This window comes from Borrelia maritima (genome assembly GCF_008931845.1).
Classification (GTDB): domain Bacteria; phylum Spirochaetota; class Spirochaetia; order Borreliales; family Borreliaceae; genus Borreliella; species Borreliella maritima.
Genome location: NZ_CP044535.1, coordinates 235,920 through 255,108, shown reverse-complemented (window position 1 = coordinate 255,108; position 19,189 = coordinate 235,920). Strand labels below are relative to the sequence as shown.

At 28.5% G+C, this 19,189-nt stretch carries 19 protein-coding genes and 1 tRNA gene; 11 read left to right on the top strand and 9 right to left on the bottom strand.

What is annotated here, in order from left to right; genetic code table 11:
• Positions 1–73 precede the first annotated feature (73 nt).
• From DB723_RS01230 to rdgB, 5 genes are all read right to left on the bottom strand, one after another.
• Positions 74–157: transfer RNA gene (locus tag DB723_RS01230), tRNA-Leu, on the bottom strand.
• Between the two features lie 20 nt (positions 158–177).
• Positions 178–783, bottom strand: a complete 606-nt coding sequence (locus DB723_RS01225; RefSeq protein WP_151551556.1) for a DedA family protein — start codon at positions 781–783, stop codon at positions 178–180.
• Positions 784–787: 4 nt separating this feature from the next.
• A complete protein-coding gene (pcsA, locus tag DB723_RS01220; RefSeq protein WP_151551554.1) occupies positions 788–1,492 on the bottom strand; it encodes a phosphatidylcholine synthase in 705 nt (234 codons plus the stop codon).
• Positions 1,493–1,505: 13 nt separating this feature from the next.
• Positions 1,506–3,278: an oligoendopeptidase F gene (gene pepF, locus DB723_RS01215; RefSeq protein WP_151551552.1), complete on the bottom strand. Its 1,773-nt coding sequence runs from the start codon at positions 3,276–3,278 to the stop codon at positions 1,506–1,508.
• A 119-nt stretch (positions 3,279–3,397) separates the two neighbouring features.
• A complete protein-coding gene (gene rdgB / locus DB723_RS01210) occupies positions 3,398–4,003 on the bottom strand; it encodes an RdgB/HAM1 family non-canonical purine NTP pyrophosphatase (protein WP_151551550.1) in 606 nt (201 codons plus the stop codon).
• A gap of 192 nt (positions 4,004–4,195) precedes the next feature.
• Between rdgB and DB723_RS01205 the strand changes: the two genes are divergently transcribed.
• Genes DB723_RS01205 through DB723_RS01195 form a run of 3 tightly spaced genes read left to right on the top strand, consistent with a single transcriptional unit; the run spans position 4,196 to position 6,260 of the window.
• Positions 4,196–5,221: a M23 family metallopeptidase gene (locus DB723_RS01205; protein WP_151551548.1), complete on the top strand. Its 1,026-nt coding sequence runs from the start codon at positions 4,196–4,198 to the stop codon at positions 5,219–5,221.
• The gene (locus tag DB723_RS01200; protein WP_151551546.1) at positions 5,222–5,779 is read left to right on the top strand and encodes a bactofilin family protein; all 558 of its coding nucleotides are present in this window, start codon (positions 5,222–5,224) and stop codon (positions 5,777–5,779) included.
• A complete protein-coding gene (locus tag DB723_RS01195) occupies positions 5,766–6,260 on the top strand; it encodes a DUF327 family protein (RefSeq protein WP_151551544.1) in 495 nt (164 codons plus the stop codon). Before DB723_RS01200 ends, DB723_RS01195 begins: the two co-directional genes overlap by 14 nt.
• Before the next feature lie 100 nt (positions 6,261–6,360).
• On the opposite strand, the gene DB723_RS01190 is transcribed toward DB723_RS01195, so the two are convergent.
• From DB723_RS01190 to DB723_RS01180, 3 genes are all read right to left on the bottom strand, one after another.
• Positions 6,361–7,950, bottom strand: coding sequence for a glycerol-3-phosphate dehydrogenase/oxidase (locus tag DB723_RS01190; protein WP_151551542.1), 1,590 nt, complete (start codon positions 7,948–7,950; stop codon positions 6,361–6,363).
• A gap of 341 nt (positions 7,951–8,291) precedes the next feature.
• Positions 8,292–9,800, bottom strand: a complete 1,509-nt coding sequence (gene glpK, locus DB723_RS01185; protein ID WP_151551541.1) for a glycerol kinase GlpK — start codon at positions 9,798–9,800, stop codon at positions 8,292–8,294.
• A 35-nt stretch (positions 9,801–9,835) separates the two neighbouring features.
• Complete coding sequence (locus tag DB723_RS01180; RefSeq protein WP_151551539.1) at positions 9,836–10,600, bottom strand: MIP/aquaporin family protein; 765 nt, start codon at positions 10,598–10,600, stop codon at positions 9,836–9,838.
• Positions 10,601–11,006: 406 nt separating this feature from the next.
• Here DB723_RS01180 and DB723_RS01175 point away from each other — a divergent pair, with 406 nt between their 5' ends.
• Entirely contained in the window at positions 11,007–11,609 is a 603-nt protein-coding gene (locus tag DB723_RS01175) for a deoxynucleoside kinase (protein WP_188093257.1), read from the top strand.
• Between the two features lie 59 nt (positions 11,610–11,668).
• On the top strand, positions 11,669–12,439 hold the full coding sequence (locus DB723_RS01170; protein ID WP_151551537.1) for a hypothetical protein: 771 nt from the start codon (positions 11,669–11,671) through the stop codon (positions 12,437–12,439).
• On the opposite strand, the gene lnt is transcribed toward DB723_RS01170, so the two are convergent.
• The gene (lnt, locus tag DB723_RS01165) at positions 12,379–13,944 is read right to left on the bottom strand and encodes an apolipoprotein N-acyltransferase (RefSeq protein WP_151551535.1); all 1,566 of its coding nucleotides are present in this window, start codon (positions 13,942–13,944) and stop codon (positions 12,379–12,381) included. The genes DB723_RS01170 and lnt overlap by 61 nt on opposite strands.
• Positions 13,945–14,104: 160 nt before the next feature.
• Here lnt and DB723_RS01160 point away from each other — a divergent pair, with 160 nt between their 5' ends.
• The 6 genes from DB723_RS01160 to DB723_RS01135 all read left to right on the top strand — a co-directional run bounded on the left by DB723_RS01160 (position 14,105) and on the right by DB723_RS01135 (position 19,171).
• Positions 14,105–16,111: a hypothetical protein gene (locus tag DB723_RS01160; RefSeq protein WP_151551534.1), complete on the top strand. Its 2,007-nt coding sequence runs from the start codon at positions 14,105–14,107 to the stop codon at positions 16,109–16,111.
• Between the two features lie 32 nt (positions 16,112–16,143).
• Positions 16,144–17,250 carry a redox-regulated ATPase YchF gene (gene ychF, locus DB723_RS01155; RefSeq protein ID WP_151551532.1) on the top strand — a complete coding sequence of 369 codons (1,107 nt, stop codon included), beginning with the start codon at positions 16,144–16,146 and terminating at the stop codon, positions 17,248–17,250.
• Positions 17,251–17,264: 14 nt separating this feature from the next.
• Complete coding sequence (locus tag DB723_RS01150) at positions 17,265–18,092, top strand: hypothetical protein (protein ID WP_151551531.1); 828 nt, start codon at positions 17,265–17,267, stop codon at positions 18,090–18,092.
• A 74-nt stretch (positions 18,093–18,166) separates the two neighbouring features.
• On the top strand, positions 18,167–18,424 hold the full coding sequence (rpsT, locus tag DB723_RS01145) for a 30S ribosomal protein S20 (RefSeq protein WP_151551530.1): 258 nt from the start codon (positions 18,167–18,169) through the stop codon (positions 18,422–18,424).
• Between the two features lie 12 nt (positions 18,425–18,436).
• Positions 18,437–18,763, top strand: a complete 327-nt coding sequence (locus tag DB723_RS01140; protein ID WP_151551528.1) for an HU family DNA-binding protein — start codon at positions 18,437–18,439, stop codon at positions 18,761–18,763.
• Positions 18,764–19,171 carry a bactofilin family protein gene (locus DB723_RS01135; protein WP_151551526.1) on the top strand — a complete coding sequence of 136 codons (408 nt, stop codon included), beginning with the start codon at positions 18,764–18,766 and terminating at the stop codon, positions 19,169–19,171.
• Positions 19,172–19,189: the final 18 nt, after the last annotated feature.

Below are 19,189 nucleotides of genomic sequence, written 5' to 3'. Positions count from 1 at the left end.
CTACAATTATTCTTTATCATCTCTTTAGATTACATTTTTGTCAATTTTTTTAATAAGCTAACAACAATTTTGATGCTGTGAACTGGACTTGAACCAGCACGAGCTTACGCCCACTAGCCCCTCAAGCTAGCGTGTCTACCACTTCCACCACCACAGCATTACTAACCATTATATTTTTTATTTTAAATTTTTGTCAACTTTTTTATTCTTTTTAATTACACAGATTGTTATTGTTGTTATTATTGCGGCAATAAATATTGCAAATATAATTATTTTTATTTTTGAAAATATTATTTCAAATGATTGTCCCAGTTTGAAGCTTAGAGTAAAATAAACCATTATTGAGAGCAAGGTTGCAAAAAAGTCAGAAACAATAAATAGATTAGATTTCATATTTCCCATTCCTGCTGATATAAATATTGCGTTTCTAACTCCAAAGGGTATAAACCTTCCTATAAATAAAGTTAATACTCCGTATTGACCATAATAGTAATTTATTTTGTCAAGCAGGTTATTCTCTTTTTTATTTTTAAACAATTTATTTCCCATTAATTTTCCAATATAAAAAGATATTATGTCTCCAAGATATGCGCCCCAAAAAATTCCTAAAAATATTAATATAGTATATTCATTTTTTCGACTAGATAAAATTCCACCCATTAGTACTATTGCATCTTCAGAAATAGGGATGTTAAGCCCTGCTAAAATTAGTAAGGAAAAAAATACTATTGGGGAATAAGCTATGTTTGAATCAATCGATTCTATTATTGTATTTATATACATTTTGTCATCTATTTCTTGTTTTATAGGTTAAATATATACTTGCTAGAGTTAAATATGCAAAGTAAAGAATGAGAACCGTTTTTGCTATTTTTAAAGCTGTCGTGGACAACTCTGAGAATATTGATACAACAAATGTTAGGCAACTTATTATTGTTAGTGGTATGGTAATTTTCCTTAATTCTTTAGTTTTTGATGGATAAATAAATTTTATTGGGATGAAGCTTATAATAATGCATATTAATATTGTAATAAGGTTTGTAATTTGCCCTATTTTAAAGATTATATTTGATATTACGAATAGATTCCAAAGAGAAGGAAATCCCCTAAAGTAGTTATCATTTGTTTTTGCATCGGTTCTTGAGAATTGATATGCTGATGAGAGCAAAATTCCAATACAAATGGCCAATTTATATTTTTCTTCAATGAATTCTCCCAAATAAAAAAATATAACGGGTATGAATGTATAGTTTAGGTAGTCTGTAATGTTATCAAGTAGAGTACCATCAATTTCAGGTATTAATTCTTTTACCCTAAGCTTTCTTGCCATAGTTCCATCAATGCCATCTATTATAAGTCCTACTACTGTTAACTTTAAAAGAAGATAATAGTCACCATTTACAATTGAAATTATTGAGTAAAGTCCTACAATCAAGCCAGATGCTGTAAAAATATGTACAAGCCAAGCTAAAATCAAATTGATAGTTTTCACAGTAAATCTCCTTTTATTGGAATATTTTCTTTATCTCTTCAAGTCTACATTTAAAAATGTTAATAGTGTTTTCTATTGCTGCTTTTTTTGTCAAATCTACTCCTGTAATATTTAAGGAATCTAATGGATATTTAGAACCACCTGTTTTTAAAAATTTTATATAATTTACTACTGCATCTTTTTCATTTTCTTTGATGTCTTTGTATATTGATAAGGCGGCTGCAATGCCTGTAGCATACTGATATACATAAAAGGGTGAATAAAAGTGGGGAATTCTAAGGCATTCAAGGGGGCTTAATTCATCGAGTTTTACACTAGGTCCGAAGTATTTTTTTAGCAAATTGAGATAAGTTTCTGTTAGTGTTTCTTTTACTACAGGCTCTTCTTTACTAATCATTTCATGAATGATGTACTCAAATTCAGCAAACATTGTTTGTCTGAAGAATGTTGAAATCATGTCGTCAATTTGAGTCAGTTTAATATATTTGATTTTTTTAGTATCGGTTTCGTTTTGAAGTAAATATTCTGCTAGTATTTGTTCGTTAATTATTGATGCTATTTCTGCTTCAAAAATAGAATAATTGTAGTGTGGAAATGGGTTGTTTTTTATGCTAAAGTAAGAGTGCATTGAATGTCCTGCTTCGTGAGCAAGCGTGAACATATCTCTTATTGATTCGTCTTTGTAATTAAGGAGTATATAAGGTTTTCCGTTGTATGATCCAGCGCTAAAAGCTCCCGATCTTTTTCCAGTATTCTCGTATTTATCAACCCATCTTTCTTTTAAAAGACCGTTTCTTAAGATTTCTGTATATTCGGTTCCTAGTATCTCTAAGGATTTTAATATTTTTCCACAAGCTTCTTCAAACGAATTTTTAAATGTTATTCCTTTTGTTAATGGTACGTAAATATCGTAGTGATATAGATGCTCTTGGTTTAATACTTTTTTTCTAAAGTCATAATAGTCATTAATCGCAGATAAATTTTCATTGACAGTTTCGATTAAGTTTGTATAAACTTTTTTGTCAATGTTATTTGAGAAGAGTTTCATTGAAAAAGTATTTTGAAATTTTCTTGTTTTTGCAATGAAGTGACTTTTCTTAAAGTCTGAAATAATAAGATTAGCAAGTGTGTTTTCGTTGTTTTTATATTTTTGATAGAATTTTAAAAAAGCTTCTTTTCGTATTTTTTGATCTTCGTTTTGTAAAAATAGTGTGTAGGTAGAATTGGTTAAAGGTTGTCCATTAATTTCTCCAAATTCCATATCAGCATTTATTAATGCTGAAAATATGTTTTGATAAGATGAGTAAAGAGGAGTGTAGTTAGCAAGTATTTCTTCTTCTTTTTCGCTTAAAATATGATTTTTCTCTCTTAGTATTTTTTCAATTGCAATTTTTTTATCCTTAAGTTCGGGCTCATTTATCCAAGCTTGAATATTTTTTGCATCTATTTTGAGTATTTTGGGCATGAAGAATGAGGTACCATTAGATACTTTTGTAGTTAAATTTATACATATGGAATATATTTTGTTTGAATCTTTGTTAGTTACATCTGTTTCTAATTGAAGCATTGCATAGTAAGAGACTTTCTCTAAATTTTCCATAATTTCATAGTATTTGTTTAAAGTTTCTTTAAATAAATCAAAATTTAATTCCAATTTTTCATATTTTTTAAATTCTTCGGTTTTAATTTCAATAGCATTAATTGCTTTTGTATATTCTTCTTCATTTGCAAATAGAAAAGATAAATCCCATTTATCATTCTCATTGATTTCATTTCTGCTTATCACTAAATTCTCCTCTTCCTTTTTTTATTATTTGGAAAGAAATAATACATTGAAATTTTATAAACATTGTGCTTTTTATTTTACAATAAAGTCTAAACTTTATATATAAAAAGCTTTTAAGTTTAACTTTTGAACAAAGTTTCTAATAAAAATTTTTTAAATTTTGAAAATGCTATTCCCCGATGTGATATTTTATTTTTTTCTTCGAGTTTTAGATCGCTAAATTTTTTATTATTTTTAGTTAAAAATATTGAATCATAACTAAATCCATATTTTTCATAACCATTTAAACTTAAGGCAATTTTTCCATTAATTATTCCTTCAAAATTTGATATTTGTCCATTTTTTGAAATATAACTTATGTTACATAAAAAATATGCTTTTCTATTTTTTTCATTTTTCATTAAGTCTAAAATAAATTGATTTTTCTCATTAGCGCTTAATTTTTTACCCAGCTTATAAGTGTCATATCTTTTAGAGTAAATTCCAGGTTCCAAGTTTAGTGCCTCAATGCACAATCCAGAATCTTCTCCAAAAACATTTTGATTTTTATTTAAAATTTCAAACAGAGCTTTTGCTTTAATCAAAGAGTTTTCCTTGAATGTTTTTCCTGTTTCTTTTATGTTGAAATTTTGAGGGATCATTAAGTTTAAATTAGGAATATTTAATATATTTTTTACTTCATTTATTTTATTTTCATTTGTTGTTGCAAAAAATAGTGTTTTCATTTATATAATAATAAAGTATTTGTGAGTTTAATCATAATCATATTGATTTTAAATATTATTTTCTTTAATTATGTGTATTTGTTGAATGTTTTTGTACCAGGTTTTTATCAAAAAATTTGGATTTTTGCCTAAGGTTATTAAAATAAATTTTTATTTTTTGTTTGAGCATGGTAGTTTTTAGTAAGGTTTGTTATGAAGAAAAGAATTAAATTTAAGATTATTTTAGGGTTAAAAGGAATTTTCAAATTTTTCTTAGCTATTTATAATTCTTTTTTTGTAATCCTTAAAGTTATACATTCTTTTTTTAAGCAAAATATTAGCTTTATGATTATTCCTCATGTTAAGGGGAATGTAAAAAATATTAAAATTTCTTTTTTGACTTTATTTTTCCTTTCTACTTTTTTTTTAGGCAGTTTTATAGGGTTTGTTTTGCTTGCTGTTAATTATGTTACTCTCTCATCAATTGTGAAATCTACAGAGAAGAATTACTCTTTAGCGGAAACCGAGATTGAAGATTTTAGAAATACAGTTGTAGAAATTAATTCTGTTGCAAAAAATTTTTCCAAAATTTTAGATGAGCTTAAAACCTCTTTAAAAATTAATTCTAATGGTGTTGATTTGAATAAAAATAAACTAGATGGAGATCTTTCTGATTTTATTGATTTGCAAATTTTAGAAGCTAATTCAATAAAAGAGCTTAGTGATCTTAAAAATATTAAAAGTAAAATAGAAAGTTCAATTCCTCCTCTTAAAAGCATAGTTAAAGTTTTGCACGCCCAGGACAAGCTTTTAAATGACATTCCTTCTCTTTGGCCTCTTGCGGGTGGATCTGGAATTATTACTTTGCATTTTGGTCCTGCTATTGAGCCTTTTACTAGGCAGTGGTATATCCACAAAGGCATAGATCTTGGGGGGGTTAGAATTGGAACTCCTATTGTTGCAACTGCTGATGGGGAGGTTGTTAGGGCAAGTTATCAATCAGCAGGTTATGGCAATTTTGTTCAAATTAAGCATAAGTATGGACTTGCTACTCTTTATGCACATATGTCGCGCCTTAATACTTCTAAAGGGTCTTATGTTAAAAAGGGGCAGATAATTGGATTTATGGGGCAGACAGGCTATGCAACAGGTCCACATGTTCATTATGAGGTTCGTGTAGGCTCTCAAGTTATTAATCCTGATATGTATTTAAATTTAGCTACAGGAGCTTCAAAATAGATGTTAAATTTGTTGAATGTGAAAAAAAAAGATAAAAAATCATCGCCTTTGTTTATTTTTGACGAAATAAAAACAATAGTGGGTATTGGAGATTTTTTTAAAGGAGATTTAGTTTCAAGTAATTTTATCCGACTTGATGGTGATTTTATAGGTACTATTAGCTCTACTAAAAGAGTAATTATTGGAGAGAGTGGTAGGGTTAAATCTAGTATTGATGCTAATGAGCTTGTTATTTCTGGAATAGTTGTGGGTAATATTTATGCTGAGAGTAAAATTAAAATTTTCGCATCGGGGTGCGTTATTGGAAATATTTCTTGTAAGTCGATTGAAGTTGAAGAGGGAGCTATTATTGATGGGTATATGGATATTGGTTCTGAGCATCTTAGAGTTCCTGAAAGAAACACATTGTTTTATGCTGGTTCTTACAAGGTTAATGAAGATCTTTTAATTGAAATCAATAAGGAGTATCAAGAAGAAAAAAAATCTTTTCACTCTTTAGAAGGTGAAGATGATAAATATTTTTCAAGTGCTGTGAGTAAAATAGATGAAAGTAAATAGTTTAATTGCCGGAGCATTAAATCTTAATTCAAAGGATTACAAAAAAGATAGTAAAAAAGTATTTTTTGATAAGAGCAATCTTTTTTCTTCGGTGTTTCAAGTTGAAAGCGCTAAAGAGGACAAACATTTTATTTTACTTGAAAATGGTGAATTTAATCTTGATTTAATTAAAAGTATGTTAGATGGAATTAATGACGTTGGCGAGAGACTATTGAGTGAGCCGTCCAGACAAAATGTGATTTTTTACAAAAAAGTTATTTCAGAGTTTATATCCATTATTATATCTTCTTCTGTTTGCTTAAAAGAACAAAAAGGAGGTAGCTTGGGAGATTCTAAGCGCCCCAAGTATAGAATTATTAAGATTATTAATGACAAGTTAGACAAGCTTGCCTATTCTGTTTTGCAAAATCAAATGACTCAGATTAAACTTTTAGATAGTATTGAAGAGATTCAAGGCTTGCTTGTGAATTTGCTAATGTGAATTAGGTTTTAGGCTTTTAAAATGTTTTAAATTTTAAATTAGAACTTTTAAATTCAAAGAGATTGTTTAACAATCTCTTTGTTTAATAGTAAAAATTAAATTAATTTTTAATTAAATATTTTTCACTTATCTCCAAAAAGTTTTTTATTTGTTCATTTTTCCACTTTTCAGATTTATTTAATTGTTTCATCATTATTTCAGCAACTCTTGGAGCAGCTTCAATTGTAGCTTGAGGATTTAAAAGTAACGATCTTGTTCTTCTTGCTAAAACATCATCAATAGTTTTTGCCTGCTCAAATTCAATTGCAAAAGCTATTTGAGCTTCATTTAAATCCAAGTTTTCGTGTATCTTTTTGTCAAACCCTTCCATATTTTTTAGAATTTCAAAGTCACTGCCGTAAGTTCTAAAAGGCTCAGGAATTTTCATTGCCTCTTCTTTTGTAAGATAACCGTGTAACTTTAAATCTTCTGTAGTTGGTGCACAATTTCGTATTAAATTTTTTTCTATGGCCTTGAACAAGGTTTTTTCTGCCATTTTTCTATATGTAGTATATTTTCCCCCCGCTATTGTAATAAGATTTGAATCTGAAATGAATATTTTTTCAGTTCTTGAAATTTTTGAGGTGTTGCCCATAGCTTTTGGATCCATTACTAATGGTCTTATTCCAGTATATACGCTTTTTATATCTGATTTTTCTATTTTAATATTTAAATAGTTGTTTAAATTACTTATGATAAATTCGATCTCTTTATCAAATCTTTTAGGTTCTTCTTCTGCCTCTTTTATTGGAATGTCGGTGCTTCCGCAAACAACACTGCCATACCAAGGAATAGCAAATAAAATCCTGTTATCACTAGTTTTAGGAATTAATATTGCATGATTTGGGGGGAATTTGTCTTTTTTTATTATTAAATGACTACCTTGGGAAGGTTTTATAATGTTTGAAGCATTTTCATCATCTAATTTTCTTATTTCATCTGAAAATATTCCAGTTGCGTTTATTATGCATTTGCTTTTTAATGAAATTTCTTCTTTTGTTAATTTATTTTGTATCAAAATCCCCGAAAGTTTTCCGTTTTCCTTATTGAATTTTTTAAGCTCTGTATAGTTAAGAGCAATGCCCCCTTTTTCAGTGAAAGTTCTCAACAGTGTTATTGCCATTCTGGCATCATCAAATGAATCATCATAATATAGGACAGAGCATTTAAGGCTTTGTGTTTTAATATTAGGAGCTTTTTCAATAGTAGATTTTTTGGATAGTAGTTTGGTTTTGTATTTAGTAGATTTTCCTTTGCTCATAAGACTGTGATAATAGCTTAATCCAAAATAATAATAAGGTATTTCTAAAGCATTATAAATAGGTGTAATAATTGCACATTCATTAATTAAATGGGGTGCATTTTTTTCAAGAATGCCTTTTTCGTGTAAAGCCTCTTTAACTAAAGCAATATTACCTTGAGCTAAATATCTTACTCCTCCATGAATTAATTTAGTTGATCTAGAAGAAGTTCCTTTTGCGTAATCAAATTTTTCTATAAGTATTGCTTTATATCCTCTTGTGATTGCGTCTACTGCGATACCAAGACCTGTTGCGCCTCCTCCAATTATTATGAGATCAAATTCTTGATTTTCAAGATCTTTTAATTTTGTTTCTTTGTTATTATTCATGAAATTTAAATATTCCTCCATTTTTGTTAATTTTTTTCTTTTTCGTTAAATAATAGATTTGAGAAATTGGCAAAGATCATTTGTTCACAAAGACCGTTTGTTTAAATTTTATTGAATAGCGTTATAAACCAATTGCATTGGCAAATTTTTCAATTTTTTATAATTTTTCTTTCGATTTAGTATATTATTAACCGTTTTTTGTATTTCTCCAATAATTTTTACCTTTTTTATAAGGTTTAAATAGCTTATTTGCTTGCTATGCATTTTTATTATATGCTGTTTTTGTTTTAAAAAATTAAATAAATTATTAATAATTTATTCTCCAACATATTTTTATAATCTTTAAAGCTTTTTTTGAACTTTTACATATTATTATGAGAATGTTGTATCCAGGATTTTGCTCTTTCAATTGCTTTGTTCCAATTCTCAAGAAGCATTTCTTTATGACTTTTTGGCATTGAAGGCTCAAATACTTTATCTACTTGCCAAAGACTTATGATTTCTTCGGCGCTTTGCCAATAGCCTGATGCAAGGCCCGCAAGATAAGCAGCCCCAAGAGCAGTTGTTTCTGTTATTTTTGGTCTTACAACTTTACACTCTAAAAGGTCAGCTTGAAATTGCATTAATAGATTGTTTTGACTTGCTCCCCCGTCTACTCTTAATTCTTGAATTTCAAAGTTAGGAACAGATTTTTTCATGGTGTTTAGTATGTCAAAACTTTGGAATGCGATACTTTCAAGAGCAGCTCTTGTAATGTGAGCTTTTGTTGATCCTCTTGTTATTCCGATGATTGTCCCTCTTGCATAAGAGTCCCAATGGGGAGCGCCAAGTCCAACAAATGCTGGTACGAAATAAACTCCTCCATTATCTGAGGCAGAGCTTGCCAATGATTCTGCATCTGAGCTTTTTCTAAAAAGTTCAAGACCATCTCTTAGCCACTGAATTACGGCTCCGCCAATAAAAACACTTCCTTCAAGAACATAAGTTACAGATTTTTTTCTTCCCCATGCAATTGAAGTTAAAAGCTTATTATGGCTAATAATTGGTTCTTTGCCTATATTTAATGTTAAAAAGCAACCAGTTCCATATGTGTTTTTAGCCATACCTTTTTTAAGGCAGGCTTGTCCAAATGTTGCTGCAAATTGATCTCCGGCAATTCCTGCAATAGGAATTTCTGATCCAAATAGTAAGTTGTCTGTTTTACCATATATTGTAGAACTTTCTTTAACTTCAGGCAAAATTGCTTTTGGAATGTTTAATATGTTTAAAAGTTCATCGTCCCATTTTAATGTTTTAATATTGAACAATAATGTTCTTGAAGCATTAGAATAATCAGTCGCATGTACTTTTTTTTGAGTCAGATTCCACAATATCCATGTATCTATTGTCCCAAAGCATAATTCACCATTTTCAGCTTTTTGTCTGGCGCCTTCTACATTATCTAAAATCCACATTATTTTTGTTCCACTAAAATAAGAATCTAGCACCAAACCTGTTTTTTCTAAAATAATTTTATCTTTTCCCTCGTCTTTTAATTGGTCACAAATTTTTGAAGTTCTTCTGTCTTGCCATACTATTGCATTGTAAATGGGCTTTCCTGTATTTTTTTCCCATATAATTGTAGTTTCTCTTTGATTGGTTATTCCAATAGCATCAACTTCATTTGGCAGAATTCTTGCATTTGCAAGAGCCTCTGTTATAACTCCAAGTTGTGAACCCCATATTTCGGTAGGATCATGTTCAACCCAGCTTGGTTTTGGATAGATTTGAGTAAATTCTTTTTGAGCAAGTCCTTTTACGTTTGCATTTTTATCAAATACTATTGCTCTTGAGCTAGTAGTACCTTGATCAATAGATAAAATGTATTTCATAATTTTTCCTTTTACTTTGTTAAAGATAAATATCTTTAACCTTTATTATTTTTTAGAGTAAATTCGTAAATTGTAGCGCCTAGAATTGCTCCAACTATTGGACCAATTATTGGGACAATAAATACACTTAGGTTGTTAAAGCCATGATTTTTAAATCCAGCAAATAGGAGTAAAATTCTTGGCCCCAGATCCCTTGCAGGATTAATAGCGTAGCCGTTCATTCCTCCGAAACTTATTCCTATTGCCAAAACCACCGATCCTACAATGAATGGAATAAATGGGTTATCGCTGTATTTTTTTACAAAATCTCCAACAACACAAATTAAAAACATTAACAAAAAAGTTCCAAAAACTTGATCAATAAATCCCGGCAAAAATCCAGGAATAGCGGGAAAAGTTGCCATTATGCCTTGAGTATTTTCAAAACCAGGATCCATTTCTATCCATTTAGGATAAAATACTACAAGTGTCATTAATGCACCCGTAAATGCTCCTAATATTTGTGCTATAATGTAGTGCAAAAGTTTTGAAGCAGGAAATTTCCCAACACTTGCTAATCCTATGCTAACAGCTGGGTTTAGGTGCGCTCCGCTTATTCTTGCTGCTGTATAAATACCGAAGGTTACACCCAGTCCCCACCCAAATACTATATTTGTATATCCTCCTTTTATTATTTCTCCTGGTATTGCAGGACTAGAGGGGAATAATACTGTCATTGCAACAGACCCAGTTCCTAAAGCCAATAGGATAAATGTCCCCAAAAATTCCGATATAAATTCTTGGAATTTTGTGTAATTCATATTATATCTCCTTTTTTTATAACAATTTTATTTTTTCTTAAAAAGTTTTAATTTTTGATTTTGAATCAAGGAATATTAAATTTTTTAATTAAATTTTATTTTGTTTTTTACTAAATTGCCAGATTTATATATTTTAACCTCTTTTTATCAAAAAGAATTAATTTTTTTAATTATTACTTTTACATCATTTATATTTAATATATTATTTTTAATTAAGATTAATGTCAATAATTTAAAAACTTTAATTTTTAAATTATTGATTTCTTCTTCAAAATTTGTTTAAGGATTTTTTATTTTATATTAAAATTTTTACATTGGAATTTTTGATTAATTAAGTTTTATGTTTTAGCAATTCTTTTTTTAGCTTATGTGTGAACTTTTTAAGTTATTTTTGGAGGTAGACTTGGTGATTGTAATAGAAGGTTTAATTGGGGTAGGAAAAACTACTCTTGGAAATATTTTATCAAAGGAGTTGGGAGTTCCTTTTTATAGTGAACTGAATAATGATTTTACTTTAGCGGTATTAGATAAATTTTATAAGGATAAGTCCAGATGGGCATTCTCAGTTCAAATTAATTTTCTCAATGAAAGGTTTAAGTTAATAAAAGGTGTGTTTAGAACAAAAGGAGGCATACTTGACAGATCTATTTATGGTGATCGTGTGTTTGCCTCTCTTTTAAATTGTGATGGGCATATCTCTGATGAGGAGTATAAAATATATATTGACCTTCTTGATAATATGCTTGAGCATTCTCAGCGACCAAGTTTGCTTATTTATCTTGATTGCAGCATTGATGAGGTTGAGCGCAGAATTAAAAATAGAAATAGAAGTTTTGAAATGAATATTCCCAGAGATTATCTTGAAGGTCTTAATGGAAAATATTTGGAGTGGTATGATAAGTATAACTTGTCTTCAAAGATAAAATTTTCTTATGATAAAATAAATATTTTTAACGAAGAAGATAAGGATAAAGTGATTTCTTTAATTAGAGATAAACTTGTATTATAATTATTTGTAGTAGATTGACATTCTTTTGTTTTAAAGGTTGAGTGTTAATGGAGGTTCTTATGGGAAGATTATTTCTTCTATGTTTTTTATGTTCTTTTGTTTTTTTGAATTTGTTTGCTCAAGGTAGTTCTTCTTATGTTGATAAGCAAAAAGAGCTTGCTATTTTTTATTATGAAGTTGGTCAAAGGTATATAAACGTTGGTAAGGTTAAAAAGGGAAAGCTTTTCCAAGCAAAAGCTTTAAAGATTTATCCAGGTTTGAAAAAGGAAACTAACATCAAGCTTGCAGTTAAAGAGCTTGATGCTAAGATGAAAGATGAAAGTTTCAAGGTTGTTATGCTTGAAGATGTTAAGCTTGAGGAGATACCTGGAATAGTGCACGAAAAAATAGAAATAAATGATTTTACAAATGCTCCTAAAATAGAATATATTGCTCAAAGAGAGAGAAGTAAAAATCAAGATAAGATTATTAAATTTCAATTTGGAAAGTTTGCAAGAGCTTTAATTTCTCGAAACTTTGATTTGTTTGACTCTGTTGTTGCAGATAAAGTTAATGTTATGGGTCAATTTGAATCAAAAAATGATTTTATATCATCTTTATCAAGTGCTTCATCTAAGATTGATGCTGATGAGTTAGAGTATTTGTCAGTTGATGATTACTACGATTTAAAGTCTTTGAAAATTTCAAAATCCAACGATACTTCTTTTGCTGTTAACGTGAGTGCCAAAAAAAATGATATTACTAAAAATTTTCCATTTTGGAAAGAACATCAGACTTTAATTTTTACTACAGAAGATAACAATAATTGGTTTTTGTCTTCTATAAAGTGAAATCTTAGCGTTGTAATTAAAAACATTATTATTAGCATATGTACAAATAAGTCTCCAATTTTTTCATAAATAGTTGTAAATGTTGGGGACAGTTTTACTATTGATAATAAGTAGCCTTTTTTAAAAGTTTCTAATGTTCTAATGCTTTCTCCGTATTCGTTTATGATTGCAGTAATTCCCGAGTTTGTAGCTCTAATGGTTTTAATTCCATTTTCAATGCTTCTAAATTTAGCTACAACAAAGTGTTGCCATTCTGCTGAATTTGTTTTTGACCAAGAGTCATTTGAAAAATTTAGCAATGTATTGGCGCCTTGGGTTTTATAAAATCTTGAAAGTTCTGGAAATGCATCGTCATAACATATTAAAGGAGCAAATTTAAATTTTTTCAATTTTAATATTTCAATTTTATTCCCTTCAATCTGCCCCAAGATTCTAAAATTTTTTAAAAAAAAGTTTCTTATAAATTTATATTCGTAAAAGGGAATTTTTTCCGCAAAAGGGACTAAGAATATTTTAGAGTATATGTTTGCAATGTTGAGGTTTGGCTCTATCATATAAATAGAATTTTGTTGAATTCCTATAGTTTTGTCGACATTTGAGGGAGCCCCAATGGCAAATGGGATTTTTCTTTCTTTTATAAAATTTTTCAGTTCATTATGTAAGTAGTTATTTTTAAAGTACTGGTTTTCTTTACTAAAAGGGTAGGTTAGCACTCCTTCGCTCCAGATTACAAATTCTATTTTTGGATTTTCTTTTAAGGCTTGTTCTGTAATTTCAATAGAATCTTTTATTCCCTTTTCGTCATTTCCAGGTAACCAAGGATCAGTGTTAAGCTGAATAGCTGCAATATCTAGACTATCTATTTCTTTTGCTAGTAAGCTTTTTAGTTCTATTTTTTTAAGCATTCCATAAGTAAAAGATGTTAATATTAGTAATATTGGAAATATTGTGTTTAGCAAATTAGTTTTGTTTTTGTGGATTAAAAAGCTTGCAATTCCAGAGTTTAAAAAATAGACTGCAAATGATACAAAAAATACGCCAAAAATGTCTGCTACTTGAATTAAATTGTTAAAGTTATTTACAGTGAAAGCTCCAAGTCCCCAGGGATACGCTAAAAATCCAATTGATCTTGAATAATCATAAAATGTGAAAAGCATTGCTATTATTATTGTCTTATTTTTAAAGCTTTTTAAAGAGTGATAAAGAAAATAACCCAAAGTTAATGAATATGGAATGTATCCTATGACTACTCCAATGAATGTAATCCATCCAAATGCATGAAAAAATCCAAGCCAAAAATTTTGCAAGCTGTTGGCTATTAAGAAGTAAAATACTGTTAAACCTATTAATGTTTTTTTATCTTTTAGTTTGTTTAAGGCTATAAAAAGCGGCACATATGCAACAAATCCTAGGGTTGAATATCCTGTTTCTTTAATTTCATTTGGAATTGCAAGTGTTGTAAGAATTCCTGAAAATATGGCTAGGCAAAAGTATCTAGTTTTCATTTTCCCTCTTTTTTACTATTATTATTAGTGATGTAATAATGCAATATATTTAATATTATCATTAATAATTTTATATGCATTTTATATGATAGCATTATTTTTTTGTATTATTTTTGAAAATTTTCTGCTTGTAATAGGTCTTTAAAGAGTAAAGGGAATTATGTTAATTTTTGGTATTATTGGTTTATTTTTTTTAAATCTTTTTAGTTTGCATGCCCAAGGAATAGTCACCAACAAAGATGCTCAAGAAGAGTTTAAATGGGCTCTCAATTCCTATAATAATGGAATTTATGATGATGCTCTTTTATCTTTTAAAAAAATTTTAAGTTTTGATCCTAATAACCTTGATTATCACTTTTGGATTGGTAATGTTTATTATAGGCTTGGTTATGTTGAAGAAGCTTTAATGGAATGGAGAAATTTAAAAGATCAAGGCTATAAGGTTCCCTATCTTAGGCATTTGATTTCTACTATTGAGCAAAGGAGAGGTATTTTTTCAAATTATGAGCTTAATTTTAAAAAACTTGTAAAAGTTGCATCTCTTGACAATTCTATTTACAAAAGGCCACATGGGTATCAGATTACATCTTTGAGGGCTGATAAGTACGGTGGATATTACGCTGTTAATTTTGTAGGTAATGAAATATTGTATTTTGATGTTAATAATAATGTTAATACTTTAGTTAAAAATGGATTTAGTTATTTGAAATCACCTTATGATGTTATTGAAGCTAATAATTTACTTTATGTAACTCTTTATTCAAGTGATGAAATTGGTGTTTATGACAAAGTTCTTGGAGTTAAAAAGAAATCTATTGGGGGAAAAGGTACAAAAGATGGGGAATTGCTTGCTCCTCAGTATATGGCTATTGATAAGAGAAACTATATTTATGTGAGTGAGTGGGGAAATAAAAGAGTGAGTAAGTTCGGGCTTGATGGTGATTTTATCCTTCATTTTGGTTCTAGAACTTCTGGTTATAAGGGCCTTTTAGGTCCTACAGGTATTACTTATTTAAATGAAAATATTTACGTTGCAGATTCTCTTAGAAATACTATTGAAGTTTTTGATACTAGTGGTAATCATTTGTATTCAGTTTTTACTTCTATTGAAGGAATGGAGGGACTTAGCAGTGATTCTGCAGGCAACAATGTTATAGTATCTTCAAAGGATGGTGTTTATAATTACAACATTGCTAAAAAGACAATTACAAAAATTTTAAAAGCAGATAAATTGAATTCTAAAATTTCCTCATCTGTTTTGGATGCCAATAATCAGATGATTGTTTCAGATTTTAATAATGCCAAGGTTTCAGTTTACAAGAGTGATACAAGTCTTTATGACAGTTTAAATGTTGATGTTAGAAGAATAGTTAGGCTTGGAGGGCCTAAAATTTATGTTGAGCTTAATGTAAGTAGTAAAAGTGGATCGCCAATTGTTGGGCTTAAAAGTGAAAATTTTTCAATTGCAAATGAAAATTATTATATCGTCAACCCGAAAGTAGCTTACAATGTAAATGCTTCAAAAGACATTAATATAGCAGTTGTTTTTGATAAATCTTCTTATATGAAAAATTATGATTTAGATCAAATTATGGGTTTAAATGCTTTAATAGAATCATCAAAAAATAAAAATTTTAGTTTTATAAATTCAACAAATGTGCCCATTATAGATAATATTGAAAGTTTGACAAGTAGCATTAAAAACACAAGTTCTCTTGGTCCTTATAGTACAGATGCTGTAAAGACAGATGTTAGTTTGAAGTTAGCAGGCTCTGGGCTTATGTCAAAAAGCTCAAGACGAGCAGTAGTTTATTTTAGTGGTGGCATTTTAAATCGTAAAGCTTTTGAAAAATATTCTTTAGATACAATAGTAAGTTATTATAAAAATAATGATATAAGGTTTTACTTAATATTGTTTGGCAACAATCCTGTTAATAGCAAGCTTCAGTATTTAGTTAATGAGACAGGTGGTGCTATAATTCCTTTTTCATCTTATGAAGGAGTCTCTAAAGTTTATGATTTAATTTTAGAGCAAAAGACAGGCACTTATTTACTAGAATATTATTATCCAGGTTCTCAAGAGCCTAATAAATATTTTAATTTATCTGTTGAAGCAAACATAAATCAACAGACAGGAAGAGGGGAGTTTGCATATTTTATCAATTAGATTGTTTTTTGATTTTATTAGAGGGTTAAGTTATGAGACTTAATGCAGGAATTGTGGGGCTTCCTAATGTGGGCAAATCTACTTTATTTTCATCGTTAACATCATCTAAGGTTGAGATTGCGAATTATCCTTTTTGTACTATTGAGCCAAATATAGGAATAGTGGAAATTCCTGATGAAAGGCTTTTAAAAATCTCAGAGTGTATTGTTACGCGCAAAATTATTCCGGCTGTTATGGAATTTGTAGATATTGCAGGCCTTGTTAAGGGAGCATCCACAGGCGAGGGGCTTGGTAATAAATTCTTGGCCAATATTCGTGAAGTTTCTCTTATTGTTCATGTTGTAAGATGTTTTGAAGAAAAAGATGTTATTCATATTGATGACGATATTAATCCGGAGAGAGATATAACTACAATCAATGTTGAACTTTGTCTATCGGATCTTGAAACTGTCCAAAAAAGTCTTCAAAAACAAGAAAAAAATATTAAAAGTGCTGATAAAAAAATTAGTGAATCTGCTAAGACAATTGTTTTAATGCTAAAAAGACTTGAAGGCCATTTAAATAATATGAATCCTGCTTCTGATTTTAAATTTGATGATTTTGAATATAACTTTGTTAGATCATTAAACCTTTTGACTTTTAAAAAAGTTTTATATGTTTGTAATGTTGATGAAAATTCACTTAGCGGCAATAAATATACAGATATTGTAAAAAATCTTGCTTTAAAAGAAGGGAATGATTTTTTAATTTTATGTGCCAAAATTGAAGCAGAGCTTGCTCAAATAAAGGATATATCTTATAAAAAAGAAATGTTAGAATTATTTGGAATAAATGATAGCGGCCTTAGTAATTTAATTAAAAAAGCTTATTATACTTTAGGGCTTAGAACCTATTTTACAGCAGGCTTACAAGAAGTTAGAGCTTGGACATTCAAACAGGGTATGAAAGCTCCTGAAGCTGCTGGAATAATTCATAGTGATTTTGAGAGGGGTTTTATTAAAGCAGAGATTTATTCTTTTGAAGATTTGTTTAAATTTCAAAGTGTTCAAAAACTAAAAGAAAAAGGACTTGTTCGAATTGAAGGCAAAGAATATCTTGTAAGAGATGGGGATGTAATCTTTTTTAAATTTAATGTTTAGATTTATTTTATATTATGGGTAATTTATTTTTCAATAATGTAAAATTAATTAGTTTATTTGTTTTTAACATTGTTATTTGCTTGATTTATTCAGGTTTTTATGGTACAAGTTTTTTTTACTTTGTTCTAGCACTTCTTTTAGTAAATTTTTTTGTAATCCTTTTTTATTTAAAATATTTTTGTTCTGTCTTTTTTAGGGGATCTAAGATTTATTACAAGGGTATTTTTTTAAGCTATAATTTTGATTTTGATGACATTATTTCTCTTGAAAAAAGATTGTCAGACAATGTTTTGATTTTGAAATTAAAAAATAAAAAAAAGATTAAAGTTTATTTTTTGATAGGCAATGGTTCGAGTGAATTATTCAAAGAGCTTAAATTTAAAAGAAAAGATTTGTTTATTTCAAAATTGGAAAATTTTCCAATAAGGTATTATTTGTCTTATACTTATCTTTGCATGTTTTTAGCTCGCATTATGATTAGTTTATTTGTTTACTATATTTCATTAAGCAATATATTTATTTTTTTATTTATTTGTTTTATTGACATTAAAGTTTTGTTAGGTGATTTTTCAGTTATTAGTAATATAGTGTTATTTTACGAATTTAGGAAAGATTCAATTTGTGAAAGGAGGCTCTTTAAAAGTGAAGTTTATTTTTATGAATTTTTTGAAAAAATTTTTATTGCTAGAGAATTTGAATTTAACGGTAAAAATTATTTATGCTTTTCCTATAAGGGGAATCATTCAATAAAAAAAGTATATATTTTGAATAAAAAAATTTCTTATTCCATGCAAAAGGTTTTTGAATATATTGATCAAAACTATTATGCTGAATTAACTTAAAGCTTTGATTGACTATATTTAAATTAGTTGATATATTAAGTTTATTATTTGATAATATTATTAAGGAGTATAACTTGAGAAAAAATGCATCTGCATTGAAGCGCTCTCGTCAAAATTTAAAAAGAAAGATTAGAAATGTAAGTGTAAAAAGTGAGTTAAAAACAATAGAAAAGCGCTGTATCAACATGATTAAAGCGGGCAAGAAAGACGAAGCTATTGAATTTTTTAAGTTTGTTGCAAAAAAACTAGATACTGCTGCTAGAAAGCAAATAATTCATAAAAATAAAGCTGCTAGAAAAAAATCTCGTTTAAATGTTTTGCTGTTAAAGTAAGGAAATTAGTTTATGTCTTTTTCAAGAAGACCAAAGGTTACTAAGTCAGACATTGTTAATCAAATATCTTTGAATATCAGAAATAATAATCTAAAATTAGAAAAAAAATACATAAGACTTGTAATAGATGCTTTTTTTGAAGAGCTTAAAAGTAATCTTTGTTCGAATAATGTTATTGAGTTTAGATCTTTTGGTACATTTGAAGTTAGGAAAAGAAAGGGACGTTTAAACGCGCGTAATCCTCAAACAGGAGAATATGTTAAGGTTTTAGATCATAATGTTGCGTATTTTCGTCCAGGCAAGGATTTAAAAGAGAGAGTGTGGAGTATTAAAGGTTGAATGCCGGTTAATATGGTAGATTCTTATAAATGGGATTGTAAGCTTGATTCGAGTTTAACTTTTAGAGGAAAATTAAAATTTGAAGGAACTTTGTATCTTGATTCTTCTTTTGAGGGTGAAATATCTTCAAAAGGGGGTGTGCTTTTCATTGGCAAGAATAGTAAGGTCATCACCAACGTGGTAATTTGTGATACATTAATAGTAGAAGGAATTTTGAAGGGGAATGTCAATGCTGCTAGTAAAGTTTATTTAAATAGCGGTTGTAAAATATATGGGGATATAAAAACAAAAAAAATATTTATTAATGATAATATAATTTTTGATGGTAAGTGTGAAATGATAAAGTCTAATGAAATTGTAGACTTATTTTCTTTCACTGTTTCACAAATAAAAGATACTTTGCAATAGGTCGGTGTTTTTTATTAA

Bases quoted from the DNA above. Each gene is read 5' to 3' on its own strand.
- DB723_RS01225 (WP_151551556.1), bottom strand. From the start codon at position 783: ATGTATATAAATACAATAATAGAATCGATTGATTCAAACATAGCTTAT.
- rdgB (WP_151551550.1), bottom strand. From the start codon at position 4,003: ATGAAAACACTATTTTTTGCAACAACAAATGAAAATAAAATAAATGAA.
- DB723_RS01205 (WP_151551548.1), top strand. From the start codon at position 4,196: ATGAAGAAAAGAATTAAATTTAAGATTATTTTAGGGTTAAAAGGAATT.
- DB723_RS01200 (WP_151551546.1), top strand. From the start codon at position 5,222: ATGTTAAATTTGTTGAATGTGAAAAAAAAAGATAAAAAATCATCGCCT.
- DB723_RS01195 (WP_151551544.1), top strand. From the start codon at position 5,766: ATGAAAGTAAATAGTTTAATTGCCGGAGCATTAAATCTTAATTCAAAG.
- DB723_RS01190 (WP_151551542.1), bottom strand. From the start codon at position 7,950: ATGGAGGAATATTTAAATTTCATGAATAATAACAAAGAAACAAAATTA.
- glpK (WP_151551541.1), bottom strand. From the start codon at position 9,800: ATGAAATACATTTTATCTATTGATCAAGGTACTACTAGCTCAAGAGCA.
- DB723_RS01180 (WP_151551539.1), bottom strand. From the start codon at position 10,600: ATGAATTACACAAAATTCCAAGAATTTATATCGGAATTTTTGGGGACA.
- DB723_RS01170 (WP_151551537.1), top strand. From the start codon at position 11,669: ATGGGAAGATTATTTCTTCTATGTTTTTTATGTTCTTTTGTTTTTTTG.
- lnt (WP_151551535.1), bottom strand. From the start codon at position 13,944: ATGAAAACTAGATACTTTTGCCTAGCCATATTTTCAGGAATTCTTACA.
- DB723_RS01160 (WP_151551534.1), top strand. From the start codon at position 14,105: ATGTTAATTTTTGGTATTATTGGTTTATTTTTTTTAAATCTTTTTAGT.
- ychF (WP_151551532.1), top strand. From the start codon at position 16,144: ATGAGACTTAATGCAGGAATTGTGGGGCTTCCTAATGTGGGCAAATCT.
- DB723_RS01150 (WP_151551531.1), top strand. From the start codon at position 17,265: ATGGGTAATTTATTTTTCAATAATGTAAAATTAATTAGTTTATTTGTT.
- DB723_RS01140 (WP_151551528.1), top strand. From the start codon at position 18,437: ATGTCTTTTTCAAGAAGACCAAAGGTTACTAAGTCAGACATTGTTAAT.
- DB723_RS01135 (WP_151551526.1), top strand. From the start codon at position 18,764: ATGCCGGTTAATATGGTAGATTCTTATAAATGGGATTGTAAGCTTGAT.